We start from the raw sequence: 15,603 nt of genomic DNA on the forward strand, positions 1-15,603 counted from the left end.
CGCGGCACAAAGGAGTGGAATATGTCTTTCAATATCGGCCTTAGCGGTCTCTATGCAGCCAACAAGCAACTGGATGTGACCGGTAACAACATCGCCAACGTCGCGACCTCTGGTTTCAAGTCCTCCCGCGCAGAATTCTCGGATGTCTACTCGGCGACCAAGCTGGGTAACGGCAGTAAAGTCGTCGGCAGTGGCGTACGCCTGGCCAACGTTTCCCAGCAGTTTACCCAAGGTGATATCAGCAACACCGGTAACGTGCTGGACATGGCCATCAACGGTTCGGGCTTCTTCACTCTGAGCAACAACGGCTCGACGTCCTACACCCGTGCCGGTACGTTCAAGGTCGACAAAAGCGGCTACGTTACCAACACCGACTACACCTCTCGTTTGCAGGGCTACGCGGCGGACGCCAATGGCAAGATCATCAATGGTGTGTTGACCGACCTGAAAATCGACACTTCGAACCTGGCACCAAAGCCGACGTCGACCGTGTCCTCGACGATCAACCTGAACTCGACCGCTGCGGTGATTGACGACACGATTCCCGCCAACACATTCGACCCGACCAACACCGCCACCTACACCAAGTCATTCAGTACGCCGATCTATGACAGTCAGGGCAACTCGCACGTCATGGATCAGTACATGGTGAAGACCGGTGCCAACACCTGGAAGACCTACACCCTGGTAGACGGTCGCAACCCGGATGCCACCGGCAGCGACCCGAAAGTCACCGCCCCGATCGCTACGACCATCACGTTCGATTCGTCCGGCAAACTGGTCTCGGTGGCCACGCCGCCTGCCACACCGGCAGCGCCTAACGTCGGTAACAGCATGACATTGGCTGGCTGGGTGCCCGGCAAGGTGACCAACGGTGTATGGGCCGCTAACGGTGCAACTGCCAGCGCCGCGGGCATGACCATTTCGATGACCAACACCACACAGTTCAATGCCGACTCCGCCCGCTCGATTCCGGCTCAGGATGGTTACGCCACTGGCGAAATCACTAACCTGACCATCGACGGCACCGGCACCCTGTTCGCCAACTTCAGCAACAACCAGAACAAGGCGATCGGCCAGGTTGCCTTGGCCAGCTTCACCAATGAACAAGGTCTGCAAGCGGTCGGCGGCACCAGTTGGAAAGAAACGTTCGCCTCGGGTATCCCGGGTTACGACGCGCCGACCACGGGCACTCTGGGGGCTATCGCTTCCAACTCGCTGGAAGAATCCAACGTCAACCTGACCAATGAGTTGGTCAACTTGATCAAGGCGCAAGGTAACTACCAGGCCAACGCCAAGACCATCTCGACTCAAAGCACCATCATGCAGACCATCATTCAGATGACCTGATGCCGGTGGGCGCGTAACGCTACACAAGGAGCCCCTCGAAAGAGGGGCTTTTTTGTGGGTGGGCGTTGGTGGGGAGCAAGGATCAAAAGATCGCAGCCTGCGGCAGCTCCTACATTGGGATGGCGTACACCCGTAGGAGCTGCCGCAGGCTGCGATCTTTTGATCTTCCTGGAGGCAAAAGAAAACCCCCGACCAGTCCAGAAGACTGATCGGGGGTTTCAGGTAAGCGCCTTGCGGCGCTTACTGGTTCAGCTTATTGGCAGGCTTCGCAATCCGGCTCGTCGATGGCGCACGCCTTCGGCACTGGAGCAGGGCCGGCTGGAGCCGCCAGGACCGAGTCGTCACCGTGGTTGCCGCCGCTGGAAACAGCGTTCAGCTTGCCGGTGTTGATGGTCGACTTCTCGGTGCTGGTTGCGGCCAGGGCACGGAGGTAGTAAGTGGTTTTCAGGCCGCGGTACCAAGCCATGCGATAGGTCACGTCGAGCTTCTTGCCCGATGCGCCGGCGATGTACAGGTTCAGTGACTGAGCCTGGTCGATCCACTTCTGACGACGGCTGGCCGCGTCAACGATCCACTTGGTGTCGACTTCGAAGGCCGTCGCGTAGAGCTCTTTGAGCTCTTGTGGGATGCGTTCGATCTGCTGCACGGAACCGTCATAGTACTTCAGGTCGTTGATCATGACCGAGTCCCACAGATCGCGAGCCTTGAGGTCGCGAACCAGGTACGGGTTGATCACGGTGAATTCGCCCGACAGGTTCGATTTCACATAGAGGTTCTGGTAGGTCGGTTCGATCGACTGCGATACGCCCGTGATGTTGGCGATGGTCGCGGTGGGTGCGATGGCCATGATGTTGGAGTTACGAATACCTTTCTGTACGCGAGCACGAACCGGTGCCCAGTCCAGGGTTTCGTTCAGGTCAACATCGATGTACTTCTGGCCACGGGCTTCGATCAGGATTTGTTGCGAATCCAGCGGCAGGATGCCTTTGGACCACAGCGAACCCTGGAACGTCTCGTAAGCGCCACGCTCGTCAGCCAGGTCGCAGGACGCCTGGATCGCGTAGTAGCTGACCGCTTCCATCGATTTGTCGGCGAACTCGACAGCAGCGTCGGAACCGTAAGGGATGTGCTGCAGGTACAAAGCGTCCTGGAAGCCCATGATGCCCAGGCCGACTGGACGGTGCTTGAAGTTGGAGTTCTTCGCTTGTGGCACCGAGTAGTAGTTGATGTCGATCACGTTATCGAGCATGCGAACGGCGGTGTTCACGGTGCGTGCAAGCTTCACGGTGTCCAGCTTGCCGTTGACGATGTGGTTCGGCAGGTTGATCGAGCCCAGGTTGCAAACGGCGATCTCGTCCTTGTTGGTGTTCAAGGTGATTTCGGTGCACAGGTTCGAGCTGTGAACCACGCCAACGTGCTGCTGTGGGCTACGCAGGTTGCATGGGTCTTTGAACGTCAGCCATGGGTGGCCGGTTTCAAACAGCATGGAAAGCATTTTGCGCCACAGGTCTTTGGCCTGGATGGTCTTGAACAGCTTGACCTTGCCCGGGTACTCGGTCAGGGCTTCGTAGTACTCGTAACGCTCTTCGAAGGCTTTGCCGGTCAGGTCGTGCAGGTCCGGAACTTCGGACGGCGAGAACAGGGTCCACTTGCCGTCATCGAAGACGCGCTTCATGAACAGGTCGGGAATCCAGTTGGCAGTGTTCATGTCGTGGGTACGACGACGGTCGTCACCGGTGTTCTTGCGGAGTTCGATGAACTCCTCGATGTCCATGTGCCAGGTTTCCAGGTAAGCGCAGACAGCGCCTTTGCGCTTGCCACCCTGGTTAACGGCGACAGCGGTGTCGTTCACTACTTTCAGGAACGGTACGACGCCCTGGGATTTGCCGTTGGTGCCCTTGATGTACGAGCCCAATGCGCGAACCGGCGTCCAGTCGTTGCCCAGGCCGCCAGCGAATTTCGACAACATGGCGTTGTCGTGGATCGCGTGGTAGATGCCCGACAGGTCATCCGGCACGGTGGTCAGGTAGCAGCTCGACAGCTGTGGACGCAGGGTGCCGGCGTTGAACAGGGTCGGGGTCGAGGACATGTAGTCGAAGGACGACAACAGGTTGTAGAACTCGATCGCACGGTCTTCTTTGTTCTTCTCTTCGATCGCAAGACCCATGGCTACGCGCATGAAGAAAATCTGTGGCAGTTCGAAACGCACGCCATCCTTGTGGATGAAGTAACGGTCGTACAGGGTTTGCAGGCCCAGGTAAGTGAACTGCTGGTCGCGCTCGTGGTTGATCGCCTTGCCGAGTTTTTCCAGGTCGAAGGACGCCAGAACCGGGTTCAGCAATTCGAATTCGATACCTTTCGCGATATAGGCAGGTAGCGCCTTGGCGTACAGGTCGACCATTTCGTGGTGAGTGGCGCTTTCAGCGACTTCCAGGAAGCTCAGGCCTTCGGCACGCAGGGTGTCCATCAGCAGGCGTGCGGTGACAAACGAGTAGTTCGGCTCACGCTCAACCAGCGTACGGGCAGTCATTACCAGTGCGGTGTTGACGTCGGTCAGGGCCACGCCGTCGTACAGGTTCTTCAGGGTTTCGCGCTGGATCAGGTCGCCGTCGACTTCTTCCAGACCTTCGCAGGCCTCGGTGACGATGGTGTTCAGACGGCCCATGTCCAGTGGTGCAAAAGTGCCGTCGGCGCGGGTGATGCGGATCGACGGGTGAGCCTGTACCGCTTCCTCGGCAGGTGCGCGAGTGGCGCGCTCCTTGGAGCGGCCGTCACGGTAGATCACGTAGTCGCGAGCCACTTTCTGCTCGCCGGCACGCATCAGGGCCAGTTCGACCTGGTCCTGGATTTCTTCGATGTGGATGGTGCCGCCCGATGGCATGCGACGCTTGAAGGTCGCGGTGACTTGTTCGGTCAGGCGGGCAACGGTGTCGTGGATTCGCGACGAGGCAGCAGCAGTGCCGCCTTCAACTGCGAGGAACGCTTTGGTGATGGCGACGGTGATTTTGTCATCGGTGTAAGGAACGACAGTGCCGTTACGCTTGATCACGCGCAGTTGGCCTGGCGCGGTGGCGGACAGATCCGGATTCGAATCAGCGGCCATCGGCGCGGTGCCCTGCGGGTTCTCGCGAGTTGTGTCGGTTTGCATGGGTGTCTCCACGTTCTCTATGTTTGTTTGGGCACCATGAAGGTGCCCACCGTTCCGTCCTGAAGCACTACAACCAGCAAGCGCCGGGTATAACAACTTCGGGACAGTCAGGAAGGGGGGCTGTCGAGCACCGCTTCCTTGCCGAAGTCTTTGGTCCAGCCTGGGGCCGAAAACCGAATTCCGTTTGGGTGACAGTGATTGACTGCAACACCCGTACCGTTTTTGCCGTTGGCGGCTGAAAAACAGTAGCCATCCGCGGGTGCGGTTTGGGCTTCTGAAAATGTGTTTGGTTCAACCAGACAGAGGCAATAAAAGCGCTTGAATTTGGTGTCTGATTTGTGTTTGGTTTTTTGCGTAAAACCCTACATGTAGGGTTTTTTTGAGCGCTAGCTACAAGATAATGCGTTTTGGGGGGTGATTGCAACGTACTACCTGTGGATAAAGCTGTGCGTAAAATGTGTATGAAACTGTCAATCAGCGTGTAGGCCGCAACCCTGCTGGGGTGGACCGTTTGTCATGGAGTTTTGCCCTGAAAAATAGCCTGGGGCGGATTTTTGCGGGCGCGAACCCTATCACAAAAAAACGCAGTTACCGAGCGCATTTGCCCGCTTGTGTTCTCAAGGCAAGGCGTTGCTACAATCGGTCCCTGCATGCGCAGTCTTATCCACTCCAATCATTACAAAAAGACGAGTGGAGGCTTCCTTAATAGTGTTCGGCAAAGAGGTCACCCGTGGAGCAAGAAGCCTGGCAGGTATTGATTGTCGAGGATGACCAGCGCCTGGCCGAGTTGACCCGTGAGTACCTCGAAAGCCACGGTCTGCGGGTCACCATCGAAGGCAATGGAGCGCTGGCGGCGGCGCGGATTATCACCGAGCAACCGGACCTGGTGATCCTTGACCTGATGCTCCCCGGCGAAGACGGCCTGACGATTTGCCGCAAGGTTCGTGATCGCTACGACGGGCCGATCCTGATGCTCACTGCGCGCACTGACGACATGGACCAGATCCAGGGGCTGGACATGGGCGCCGACGATTACGTGTGCAAGCCGGTGCGTCCGCGTTTGCTGCTGGCGCGGGTCCAGGCCTTGCTGCGGCGTAGCGAGGCACCAGAGCCTGCGGCACCGGAAAAACTCCGTCGTTTGCAGTTTGGTCCGCTGGTGGTCGACAGCGCGCTGCGCGAGGCGTGGCTGCATGACAATGGCATCGAGTTGACCAGTGCCGAGTTTGATCTGCTCTGGCTGCTGGTGGCCAATGCCGGGCGGATTCTGTCCCGCGAGGAGATTTTCACGGCACTGCGCGGCATCGGTTATGACGGCCAGGACCGCTCGATCGATGTGCGCATCTCGCGGATCCGGCCGAAGATCGGTGATGACCCGATCCATCCGCGATTGATCAAGACCATTCGCAGCAAGGGTTACCTGTTCGTTCCTGAAGCCTGCGTAGACCAGCCCCTGTGAACTCGATCTTTCTGCGCATTTATGGCGGCATGTGCGCCGCGCTGATTTTGGTGGCGGTGCTCGGCGTACTGGCCTTGCACCTGCTCAATCAGGTGCGCAGCGAGCAATACCGCGAGCGCCTGGCCCACGGTACGTTTTCCTTGATGGCCGACAATCTGCAACCGATGAACGAGACCGAACGTCATCGAGCGTTGGTGGTGTGGGAGCGTTTGCTGGGCATTCCCTTGAGCTTGCAGACCTTCGCCCAGACCGACCTCGACCTGAGCCAGCGTACGCGGATACTGCACGGCCAGGCGTTGGTGGAACAGACCGGCCCGCACGCAGCGAAGGTCTACCGGTTGGTCAGCGAGAAAGAACAGCTTGTTCTTACGGGGGAAGTTCAGCAGATCAGTGAGCAACTGGCGCGGGCGACCATTTATCTGTTGGCCGATGAGTTGGTGCGTTATCCGGTGGCCGAGCAGCCCAAGCGTCTTGAGGCGTTGAAGAAGGACAAGGGCTTCGGCTTCGAGCTGCAACTGATTACGGTCGATCAGGCGGACATGGACGAGGACCAGAGCCGTCGGGTCTCTGAAGGCGACACGGTGATGGCGCTGGGCAAGGGCGGCGATTCGATCCGGGTGTTTGCGGGGATGGTCGGTACGCCCTGGGTGCTGGAAATCGGCCCCTTGTATCAGATGAACCCGTACCCACCGGAGTGGCTGGTCTTGATCGCTGCGCTGGGTCTGAGCCTGATCGGGTTGATCGTTTATTTGCTGGTGCGCCAGTTGGAGCGCCGCTTGCGAGGTCTGGAGTCGGCCGCCACGCGGATCGCCAAAGGCAGCCTGGAAACCCGCGTGCCGGCACGTGGTGCGGATTCGGTGGGGCGATTGGCGGCGGCGTTCAACGGCATGGCCGAGCACTTGCAGCAACTGCTGGCGATTCAACGGGAGCTGGTACGCGCGGTGTCCCATGAGCTGCGCACGCCTGTTGCGCGGTTGCGTTTTGGACTGGAGATGATCAGCACGGCGAGCACGCCACAAGCGCGGGAGAAGTACCTGGAGGGTATGGATCACGATATTCAGGACCTCGATGGCCTGGTGGACGAGATGCTCACGTATGCGCGGCTGGAGCAGGGATCGCCGGCGCTGAACTTCCAGCGCATCGACCTTGATGCCTTGGTCAATCAGGTGATCGGCGAACTGGCACCATTACGCGCGAATGTGACGGTTCATCGCGGCCTGTGTCTGTCGGCTGCCGATTGCGATGGCGCCTGGGTCGAGGCTGAGCCGCGCTACCTGCATCGGGCGTTGCAGAATCTGGTGAGCAACGCTATGCGTCATGCCCAGTCCCAGGTGTCGATCAGTTACCAGGTGGGGCAGCAGCGTTGCCGCGTCGATGTTGAAGACGATGGGCCGGGCGTGCCGGAAAATGCCTGGGAAAAGATCTTCACGCCATTTTTGCGTCTGGATGACAGCCGCACCCGGGCATCCGGGGGGCACGGCCTGGGGCTGTCTATCGTGCGTCGGATCGTTCACTGGCATGGCGGCCGGGCGTTGATCAGCAAGAGTAAAAGCCTTGGCGGGGCGTGTTTCAGTCTGAGCTGGCCACGTCATCAGGAAAAGCCCTGAAGCGCTTCAGGCCTTGATGCTGACCAGGCTCAACAGGTGTCCATCGTGCACGCCAAATTGCGCATCCAGTTCCGTGCCGTAGTGCCATTCGTTGGAGAGGTCGGTCAACAAACGCAGGCGCACATGCCCGTTGTCGGTCCATTCCAGCACCTCGGCATGTTCGAAATAGAAGCGTTTTTGCACGATGGGGTAGAGCGCCTTGAACAGACTTTCCTTGACCGAGAAGGTCAGGGTCACCCAGAGCGCCAGTTGATCTTGACGGCCAGCGGCCATGCGTTCGAGCTCGGGCGGGGTCAGGATCTCTGCGGCCAGACGCTCGGCACGTTCGGCGTTAAGCAGGTTTTCCAGGTCCATGCCCAGGCCGCGCCAATGCGTCTTGCGCGCAACGATGGCTGCGGCGCGGCCGGTGCTGTGGGTGATCGAGCCACAGATATGCGCGGGCCACACGGGTGCACGGTCCTCGCCAATCGCTGGAATGCAGTCCAGGCCCTCCAGTTGCTGCAAGGCGGCCCGGGCGCATACCCGTCCGGCGAGAAACTCGGCCTGACGTTTGGCGACCGAGCGTTGGATACTGGGAGGCGGTTCGATCGTGCTGCGCAGGAAGTCATCGAACGCCAGCAATGACGGATCGAAATGAGTGCTGAGCAGCACCGTGTCGGGTAGCACATCAGGCAACGGCCAGTGGGCGTCGAGCGGCGTGCAGCAGGCGGGAAGAGCGGGGGGTGGATTCATACCGGCATTTTGCCGGGTTGCCCAAGAGCTGGATAGCCTCGGTTAAACCTGTACATCGTAGGAGCTGCCGCAGGCTGCGATCTTTTCAGCAGACGATGGAGTCTTGGGACGCTGCAAAGATCAAAAGATCGCAGGCTTCGCCAGCTCCTACATGGGGCAGGCCAGTTGTAGATAGTTGATCAACCAAAGATTTTTTTGAAGAACACCCGCATATCCGCCCACGAGCTTTCATCGGCGACTTTGTTGTAGCCGATGTCCGGGCCGCCGTGGTCGCCGTGGCTCAGGCGATCAGCGTCCGGATTGCTGAAACCATGCTTGGCCCCTTCCAGGCTGACGAACTTATAGTCGACGCCAGCCTTGTCCATTTCGGTTTTGAACGCTGCCACCTGATCCGCGGTGACCATGCTGTCCAGCGCGCCGTGTTCTACCAGTAGCTTGGCCTTGACGCTGCCGGGCGTCGCCGGAGTGCTGGTCGCCAATGCGCCGTGAAAACTCACCACACCCGCCAGCGGTGCCCCTTGGCGTGCCGCATCGAGAACGATCTTGCCGCCGAAGCAGTAGCCGATGGCTGCGAGTTTGTTCGGGTCGGTCTGCGGTTGCTTCTTGAGCAAATCAAGCCCGGCATTGAAGCGAGCACTGGCCGTGGCACTGTTTTTTAACGCTTGCTCCATGAACGCCATGGCATCGTTCGGGTGTTCGGTGTTTTTTCCATCGCCATACATATCGATTGCCAGTGCGCTGTAACCCAGCCCGGCGAGGTCACGAGCCCGGCGCTTGGCGTAGTTGTTGAGTCCCCAGAATTCATGGACCACCACGACGCCCGGGCGAGCCCCCTGAATGCTGTCGTCATAGGCGTAATAGCCGATCATTTCAGTCCCGTCGGCACTCTTGTAAGGGATCTCCTGAGTCTTGATTGCCGCTTGGCCGAGGCCGCTCAGGGCAAGTAAAACGAGTGCGATCACTACGCGCATGGTTGATGCTCCTTTAAAACACGTTCAGACAGCCTAGTCGATCCTGTTCAGTCCGAGTTCAGCGGGTTGTGGTTAACCTACAGTCACAACTGTGGTATCGGTTACTTCGTCAGTGTTGTCCGGGATGATGCAGCAGGTTTCGCCAAACACCTTGGTTGAACCGGGTTACCGTTACTGGCGTATTTGCAATCGAGGTGCGAGGTGCCTGTGGAGACGTTGATTTTGCCTGGGAGAGCGTTATGAAACTGCTGGTCGTCGAAGACGAAGCGCTGCTGCGTCATCACCTGCAAACCCGCCTGACCGACAATGGCCACGTGGTCGAGTCCGTGGCCAACGCCGAAGAGGCCTTGTACCAGACCGGGCAATTCAACCATGACCTGGCGGTGATCGACCTCGGTCTGCCGGGCATGGGGGGGCTGGACCTGATTCGTCAACTGCGTGCGCAAGGCAAGACCTTTCCGATCCTGATCCTGACCGCGCGCGGCAACTGGCAGGACAAGGTCGAAGGCCTGGCCGCCGGTGCCGATGATTATGTGGTCAAGCCGTTCCAGTTCGAAGAGCTGGACGCGCGCCTGAACGCCTTGCTGCGCCGCTCCAGCGGTTTTACCCAGTCAACCATCATTGCCGGGCCGTTAGTACTGGACCTCAATCGCAAGCAGGCGACCCTTGACGAGCAGCCGCTGGCATTGACCGCTTATGAGTACCGGATCCTCGAATACCTGATGCGTCATCACCAGCAGGTGGTCGCCAAGGACCGTTTGATGGAACAGCTCTATCCGGACGACGACGAGCGTGATCCAAACGTGATCGAAGTGCTGGTCGGCCGCCTGCGGCGCAAGCTTGAAGGGCCGACCGGCTTCAAGCCGATCGATACCGTGCGTGGTCTGGGCTACCTGTTCAATGAGCGCTGCCGGTGATTCGATCGCTTCGTCTGCGCCTGATGCTCGCTGCCACGACGCTGGCGGTGCTGTTCATGCTGGCGTTGTTGCCAGCGATGCAGGGCGCGTTCAGCCTGGCGCTGCAAGATTCGATCAAGCAGCGCCTGGCCTCGGATGTCACCACGCTGATTTCTGCTGCGCGGGTTGAAAACAACCGATTGCTGATGCCCACGCAGTTGCCGGACGAGCTCTTGAACCTCACCGACAGTCGCCTGCTGGGCTACATCTATGATCGCGAAGGTCATCTGGTCTGGCGCTCGCGGGCGACTCATGAAGAAGACATCAGTTACCGGCCGCGTTACGACGGACACGGCGATCAATTCGCCCGGATTCGTGAGACCAACGGTCAGGAATTCTTCGTCTATGACGTTGAGGTCAAGCTGCTCGGCGGCAAAAGCGCAGCCTTCAGTATTGTCGCGCTGCAGCCGGTGCGTGAGTATGAGCAGACACTCGACGGCCTGCGGGAAAATCTCTATCTGGGGTTTGGCGCCGCGTTGGTGGTGTTGCTGTCGCTGCTGTGGATCGGCCTGACCTGGGGTTTGCAGGCATTAAAACGCTTGAGCCAGGAACTGGACCAGATCGAGAACGGCGCTCTTGAAAGCCTCAGTGAAGAACACCCTAGCGAACTGTTGCGCCTGACCGGCTCCCTCAACCGTTTGCTGCGCAGCGAGCGTGAACAGCGCAGTCGCTACCGCGACTCTCTGGATGATCTGGCCCACAGCCTGAAAACCCCGTTGGCGGTATTGCAAGGGGTCAGTGAAGACATGGCCCAGCGACCGGAAGATCGGGAGCAGGCGTGGGTGCTGCAATCGCAGATCGAGCGCATGAGCCAACAGATCAGCTATCAGTTGCAGCGCGCGAGCTTGCGTAAAAGCGGTCTGGTGCGCCACCAGGTGCGGTTGCGGCCGGTGCTGCAAAGCCTTTGCGATACGCTGGATAAGGTCTATCGCGACAAGCAGGTACGGACCTCATTCGACCTGCCGAACCCGTGCTACGTGCCGATCGAGCAGGGCGCCTTGCTGGAAATGCTTGGCAACCTGCTGGAGAACGCCTATCGCCTGTGCTTGGGCGAAGTGCGAATCAGCCTGCGGCAAACCATGAGTGGTGTTGAGCTGTGTATCGAAGATGACGGCCCGGGTGTGCCGCCGGATCAACGTGCGCGGATTCTTCAGCGCGGCGAACGGCTGGACCGCCAGCACCCGGGACAGGGCATCGGCCTTGCGGTGGTCAAGGACATTATCGAGAGCTACGGTGCACAGTTGACCCTGGGGGACTCAGCCTTGGGTGGTGCGGTATTCCGGATTCATTTCCCGACGGTGTGAGATAGGGGCTCGAAAAGATCGCAGCCTGCGATCGTTTGATCTTAATTCTCCTGTGCGCGATAGGCGCCGGGCGTCAATCCCGTCCACTTCTTGAACGCCCGGTGAAACGCCGACGGTTCGGAAAAGCCCAGCTGTTCGGCGATCTGTTGCAACGACAGATCGGCACGGCTCAGGTGATATATCGCGATGTCACGGCGCAACTGGTCCTTCAATTCCTGAAAGCTCGAGCCCTCTTCACGCAAGTGTCGACGCAAGGTCTGCGGACTGATGTGCAGGTGGGCGGCAACCGCTTCAAGGTCTGGCCAGCGCGCACTGTCGCGGCTGAGCAGGCGTCGTAACTGGCTGCTGAGGCTGTCGCCGTCATCCGGACGCGACAGCAGATCGGCGGGCGAGCGATCGAGGAAATGCTTGAGGGTTCGTTCGTCCTGCAACAACGGCATGTGCAGGTAACGGCTGTGAAACAACAGACTGCTGTGCCCGGCCGAGAACACCAGCGGACAGGGGAACAACAGGTCGTACTCGGCACTGTGCCCGGGTTTTGGGTAGCTGAAACAGGCCTGCTCAAGGCGAATGCGTTGACCGATCAGCCAACTGCCCAGTCGATGCCAGATCACCAGCTGACATTCGCTGAAAAAGTGATCCGGGTCCCACAGCTGAGAATCATCCAGGCTCAAACGAACCATTTCACCTTCGCGGGTCAGGGTCAGGCGCGGAGTGTCGGGGAATAGGCTATAAAATAATAAGCCGCGACTGAGTGCTTTCTCGAGGGTGCGGCAGTGAATCAAGGCATGGCACATCATGGCAAAAGTGCCGCGTTTGCTTGGGCCGTGGGCAAAGCCCAGGTATTCATCATCCAGCGCTTGCCAGAGCCCTTGCAGCAGGCCGGTGAACTGTTCAGGTGCGATCCTTGCGCGAGGTTCGTCGAGCCATTCGGCGCTGATCCCCAACTGCTGCAACAGAACCAAATAGTCATAGCCGCGTCGGCGTGCGCCACCGAGGGCCGCACGAGCAAAATGACTGGCGATGGTACGTTCGCGCATTGGGGTCTGGTCCGTCCATTGAGTGGCGGATCTTAGCCACCGCCTCGTGGCGGGACAAGGCGGATATCCGCCAAATTGCAGGACGAGAGCCGGTCGGTGGGCGGGAATCCGCCATCTCGGTCGGGTGATCAAGGCATGAAGGGACCCCGCAAGCCCTTATGGCAAAAGGCTTTTGGGCGATTTGGCAAAGGTGGCACGGGCTTTGCGATAAGGGCGATAGGTCTGCCAGCGCGCAGCTCGACAAAACAAATCCCTCCGGTGCAGGAGGGTTCGCACTTTAGGTGTCGCCTGCGTCAGATGGATGATTGCAGCGCGGTGCTCTTGAGGAACTTTGCAATGACGACTCGTCAGCCACTGTACAAATCCCTGTATTTTCAGGTGATCGTTGCCATCGCTATCGGCATCCTGCTCGGTCACTTCTACCCGCAGACCGGTGTGGCGCTCAAGCCGCTGGGTGACGGGTTCATCAAACTGATCAAAATGGTCATCGCACCGATCATCTTCTGCACCGTCGTCAGCGGTATTGCTGGCATGCAGAACATGAAATCGGTCGGCAAGACCGGCGGTTACGCGCTGCTGTACTTCGAAATCGTTTCGACCATCGCATTGCTGGTGGGGCTGGTGGTGGTCAACATCGTGCAACCCGGTAACGGCATGCACATCGATGCCAGCACCCTGGATGCCTCCAAGGTTGCTGCCTATGTAGCGGCCGGTGCTGATCAAAGCGTCGTTGGCTTCATTCTGAACATCATCCCGACCACCATCGTCGGTGCGTTTGCCAACGGCGATATCCTGCAAGTGCTGATGTTCTCGGTGATCTTCGGTTTCGCCCTGCATCGCCTGGGCTCCTATGGCAAGCCGATCCTGGACTTCATCGATCGCTTCGCCCACGTGATGTTCAACATCATCAACATGATCATGAAGCTCGCGCCAATCGGTGCCCTGGGCGCCATGGCCTTCACCATCGGTGCCTACGGCGTTGGCTCGCTGGTGCAACTGGGTCAGTTGATGGCGTGCTTCTACATCACTTGCATCCTGTTCATTCTGATTGTGCTGGGCAGCATCGCGCGCGCTCACGGTTTCAGCGTGCTGAAGGTGATTCGCTACATCCGTGAAGAGTTGCTGATCGTGTTGGGTACTTCCTCTTCGGAATCGGTACTGCCACGCATGCTGATCAAAATGGAGCGTCTGGGCGCGAAGAAATCCGTTGTAGGTCTGGTGATCCCGACCGGTTACTCGTTCAACCTGGACGGTACTGCCATCTACCTGACCATGGCTGCGGTGTTCATTGCTCAGGCGACTGACACCCACATGGACATCACCCACCAGATCACCTTGCTGGTCGTGCTGCTGCTGTCTTCCAAAGGCGCCGCCGGTGTGACCGGTAGCGGCTTCATCGTGCTGGCCGCCACCCTGTCGGCGGTCGGTCATTTGCCGGTTGCCGGTCTGGCGCTGATTCTGGGTATCGACCGCTTCATGTCCGAAGCCCGCGCCCTCACCAACCTGGTGGGTAACGCGGTTGCCACCCTGGTCGTGGCCAAGTGGGTCAAGGAGCTGGACGTCGACCAGATGCACGCGGAACTGGCTTCCGGCGGTCGTGCAATCACCACCACGCATGGAGAAGACGATGTGCATGAGGCTGAAAGCCCAGCCCCGACATCGGTGAAGTAATTCATCGAGTTGATGAAAAACCCGCTTCGGCGGGTTTTTTATTGCCTGTGGTTTGAGCGCAAAGGTCAGTCCGGCTGATGGTTAAGGTGATTGCCGCCAGGCCATCGGCTACCTAGGCTTGAGGCATCGCTGAAGGAGAACGCTTATGCTCGGCCCATTGGCATCACTCAAGGTTCTGGATTTTTCGACGCTGTTACCGGGGCCGTTCGCCTCTCTGTTGCTGGCGGACATGGGCGCCGAGGTGCTGTGCATCGAATCGCCAGCCCGCATGGACCTGCTGCGAATTTTGCCGCCCTTTGATCAGGGCACTTCTGCCAGCCACGCCTACCTCAATCGCAACAAGCGCAGCCTGGTGCTGGACCTCAAGCAGCCCGCAGCGCTGGAGGTGGTCAAGCAACTGCTGCAAGACCACGACATCCTCCTCGAGCAGTTTCGCCCGGGGGTGATGGAGCGTCTGGGGCTGGGTTACGAGGTGTTGAAGGCGATCAATCCACGGCTGATTTACGTCTCGATCACCGGTTACGGTCAGACGGGCCCCTACAAGGACCGCGCCGGTCACGACATCAATTACCTGGCGTTGGCAGGCGTGGCCAGCTACACCGGGCGCGAGGACAGCGGGCCGTTGCCGTTGGGCATTCAGGTCGCGGACATTGCCGGCGGTTCGCTGCATGGGGTGATCGGCCTGTTGGCGGCGGTGATTGCCCGTCAGCACAGTGGTCAGGGCCAACACCTGGACGTGAGCATGACCGATTGCGCATTCAGCCTGAACGCCATGGCCGGCGCGGGTTATCTGGCCTGTGGTGTGACGTCGGGGCGCGAAGATCAAATGCTCAATGGCGGTAGCTTTTACGACTATTACCGCACTCGCGATGGTCGCTGGATGTCAGTCGGCAGCCTGGAGCCGGACTTCATGCAGCCGCTGTGCACGGCGCTGGGTCTGCCTGAGCTGGCGGTACTGGGTTTGTCGCCCATCCCCGAGCAGCAAAAGGCACTCAAGCTGGCGCTTCAGATCGAGTTCGAAAAGCATGACTTTGCTGAGCTCTGCCAGCTGTTTGCCGGGCTCGATGCCTGTGTTGAGCCGGTGCTGAGCCTGGCCGAGGCGGTCGAGCATCCACAGTTGAAGGCTCGGGAACTGGTTACTCAGGTGCCACGCAGCGACGGCACCATTCAGGCGCAGATGGCCTGTCCGTTGAAGTTTTCGGAGGGCCTGCCCGAGCCCCGACATATTGGCGCGGCACTGGGCGAACATACCGATCAGGTGTTGGCTGAGTTGGGGTATAGCGCTGAGCGAATAGAAGCATTACGCACGGCAAAGGTGGTGGGGTGAATGTAAAAGATCGCAGCCTTCGGCAGCTCCTACAAGTGTAC

11 protein-coding genes are annotated in these 15,603 nt (G+C 59.2%); 7 read left to right on the forward strand and 4 right to left on the reverse strand.

Annotated features, from left to right (window positions below; genetic code table 11):
* Positions 1–21 precede the first annotated feature (21 nt).
* Positions 22–1,350 (forward strand): flagellar hook protein FlgE, encoded by a 1,329-nt coding sequence (flgE, locus tag BLL42_RS21075; RefSeq protein ID WP_071553833.1) that lies wholly within the window; start codon positions 22–24, stop codon positions 1,348–1,350.
* Between the two features lie 253 nt (positions 1,351–1,603).
* Here flgE and BLL42_RS21080 read toward each other — a convergent pair whose 3' ends face one another.
* Positions 1,604–4,498 carry a ribonucleoside-diphosphate reductase subunit alpha gene (locus tag BLL42_RS21080; RefSeq protein WP_071553835.1) on the reverse strand — a complete coding sequence of 965 codons (2,895 nt, stop codon included), beginning with the start codon at positions 4,496–4,498 and terminating at the stop codon, positions 1,604–1,606.
* A 730-nt stretch (positions 4,499–5,228) separates the two neighbouring features.
* On the opposite strand from BLL42_RS21080, the gene BLL42_RS21085 reads away from it, so the two are divergent.
* Positions 5,229–5,954, forward strand: a complete 726-nt coding sequence (locus BLL42_RS21085; RefSeq protein ID WP_071553836.1) for a response regulator — start codon at positions 5,229–5,231, stop codon at positions 5,952–5,954.
* Positions 5,951–7,561 carry an ATP-binding protein gene (locus tag BLL42_RS21090; protein WP_071553838.1) on the forward strand — a complete coding sequence of 537 codons (1,611 nt, stop codon included), beginning with the start codon at positions 5,951–5,953 and terminating at the stop codon, positions 7,559–7,561. The genes BLL42_RS21085 and BLL42_RS21090 overlap by 4 nt, the downstream gene beginning before the upstream one ends.
* Positions 7,562–7,567: 6 nt before the next feature.
* Here the strand turns inward: BLL42_RS21090 and BLL42_RS21095 are convergent, their stop codons facing one another.
* Positions 7,568–8,293, reverse strand: a complete 726-nt coding sequence (locus tag BLL42_RS21095; RefSeq protein WP_071553840.1) for a 4'-phosphopantetheinyl transferase family protein — start codon at positions 8,291–8,293, stop codon at positions 7,568–7,570.
* Positions 8,294–8,472: 179 nt separating this feature from the next.
* Entirely contained in the window at positions 8,473–9,264 is a 792-nt protein-coding gene (locus tag BLL42_RS21100) for a dienelactone hydrolase family protein (protein WP_071553842.1), read from the reverse strand.
* Between the two features lie 239 nt (positions 9,265–9,503).
* On the opposite strand from BLL42_RS21100, the gene BLL42_RS21105 reads away from it, so the two are divergent.
* Both BLL42_RS21105 and BLL42_RS21110 read left to right on the forward strand, forming a co-directional pair.
* Positions 9,504–10,181 (forward strand): response regulator transcription factor, encoded by a 678-nt coding sequence (locus BLL42_RS21105; protein ID WP_054593588.1) that lies wholly within the window; start codon positions 9,504–9,506, stop codon positions 10,179–10,181.
* A complete protein-coding gene (locus tag BLL42_RS21110; protein WP_071553844.1) occupies positions 10,178–11,524 on the forward strand; it encodes an ATP-binding protein in 1,347 nt (448 codons plus the stop codon). The genes BLL42_RS21105 and BLL42_RS21110 overlap by 4 nt, the downstream gene beginning before the upstream one ends.
* A gap of 41 nt (positions 11,525–11,565) precedes the next feature.
* Here the strand turns inward: BLL42_RS21110 and BLL42_RS21115 are convergent, their stop codons facing one another.
* A complete protein-coding gene (locus tag BLL42_RS21115; RefSeq protein WP_071553846.1) occupies positions 11,566–12,564 on the reverse strand; it encodes an AraC family transcriptional regulator in 999 nt (332 codons plus the stop codon).
* Between the two features lie 336 nt (positions 12,565–12,900).
* Here BLL42_RS21115 and BLL42_RS21120 point away from each other — a divergent pair, with 336 nt between their 5' ends.
* Together BLL42_RS21120 and BLL42_RS21125 are read left to right on the forward strand one after the other, a co-directional pair.
* Positions 12,901–14,235: a dicarboxylate/amino acid:cation symporter gene (locus BLL42_RS21120; RefSeq protein WP_071553848.1), complete on the forward strand. Its 1,335-nt coding sequence runs from the start codon at positions 12,901–12,903 to the stop codon at positions 14,233–14,235.
* 145 nt (positions 14,236–14,380) lie between these two features.
* Positions 14,381–15,562 (forward strand): CaiB/BaiF CoA transferase family protein, encoded by a 1,182-nt coding sequence (locus BLL42_RS21125; RefSeq protein WP_071553850.1) that lies wholly within the window; start codon positions 14,381–14,383, stop codon positions 15,560–15,562.
* Positions 15,563–15,603: the final 41 nt, after the last annotated feature.

The organism is Pseudomonas frederiksbergensis (genome assembly GCF_001874645.1).
Taxonomy (GTDB): domain Bacteria; phylum Pseudomonadota; class Gammaproteobacteria; order Pseudomonadales; family Pseudomonadaceae; genus Aquipseudomonas; species Aquipseudomonas frederiksbergensis_B.

Bases quoted from the DNA above. Each gene is read 5' to 3' on its own strand.
- flgE (WP_071553833.1), top strand. From the start codon at position 22: ATGTCTTTCAATATCGGCCTTAGCGGTCTCTATGCAGCCAACAAGCAA.
- BLL42_RS21125 (WP_071553850.1), top strand. From the start codon at position 14,381: ATGCTCGGCCCATTGGCATCACTCAAGGTTCTGGATTTTTCGACGCTG.
- BLL42_RS21080 (WP_071553835.1), bottom strand. From the start codon at position 4,498: ATGCAAACCGACACAACTCGCGAGAACCCGCAGGGCACCGCGCCGATG.
- BLL42_RS21100 (WP_071553842.1), bottom strand. From the start codon at position 9,264: ATGCGCGTAGTGATCGCACTCGTTTTACTTGCCCTGAGCGGCCTCGGC.
- BLL42_RS21115 (WP_071553846.1), bottom strand. From the start codon at position 12,564: ATGCGCGAACGTACCATCGCCAGTCATTTTGCTCGTGCGGCCCTCGGT.
- BLL42_RS21105 (WP_054593588.1), top strand. From the start codon at position 9,504: ATGAAACTGCTGGTCGTCGAAGACGAAGCGCTGCTGCGTCATCACCTG.
- BLL42_RS21120 (WP_071553848.1), top strand. From the start codon at position 12,901: ATGACGACTCGTCAGCCACTGTACAAATCCCTGTATTTTCAGGTGATC.
- BLL42_RS21095 (WP_071553840.1), bottom strand. From the start codon at position 8,293: ATGAATCCACCCCCCGCTCTTCCCGCCTGCTGCACGCCGCTCGACGCC.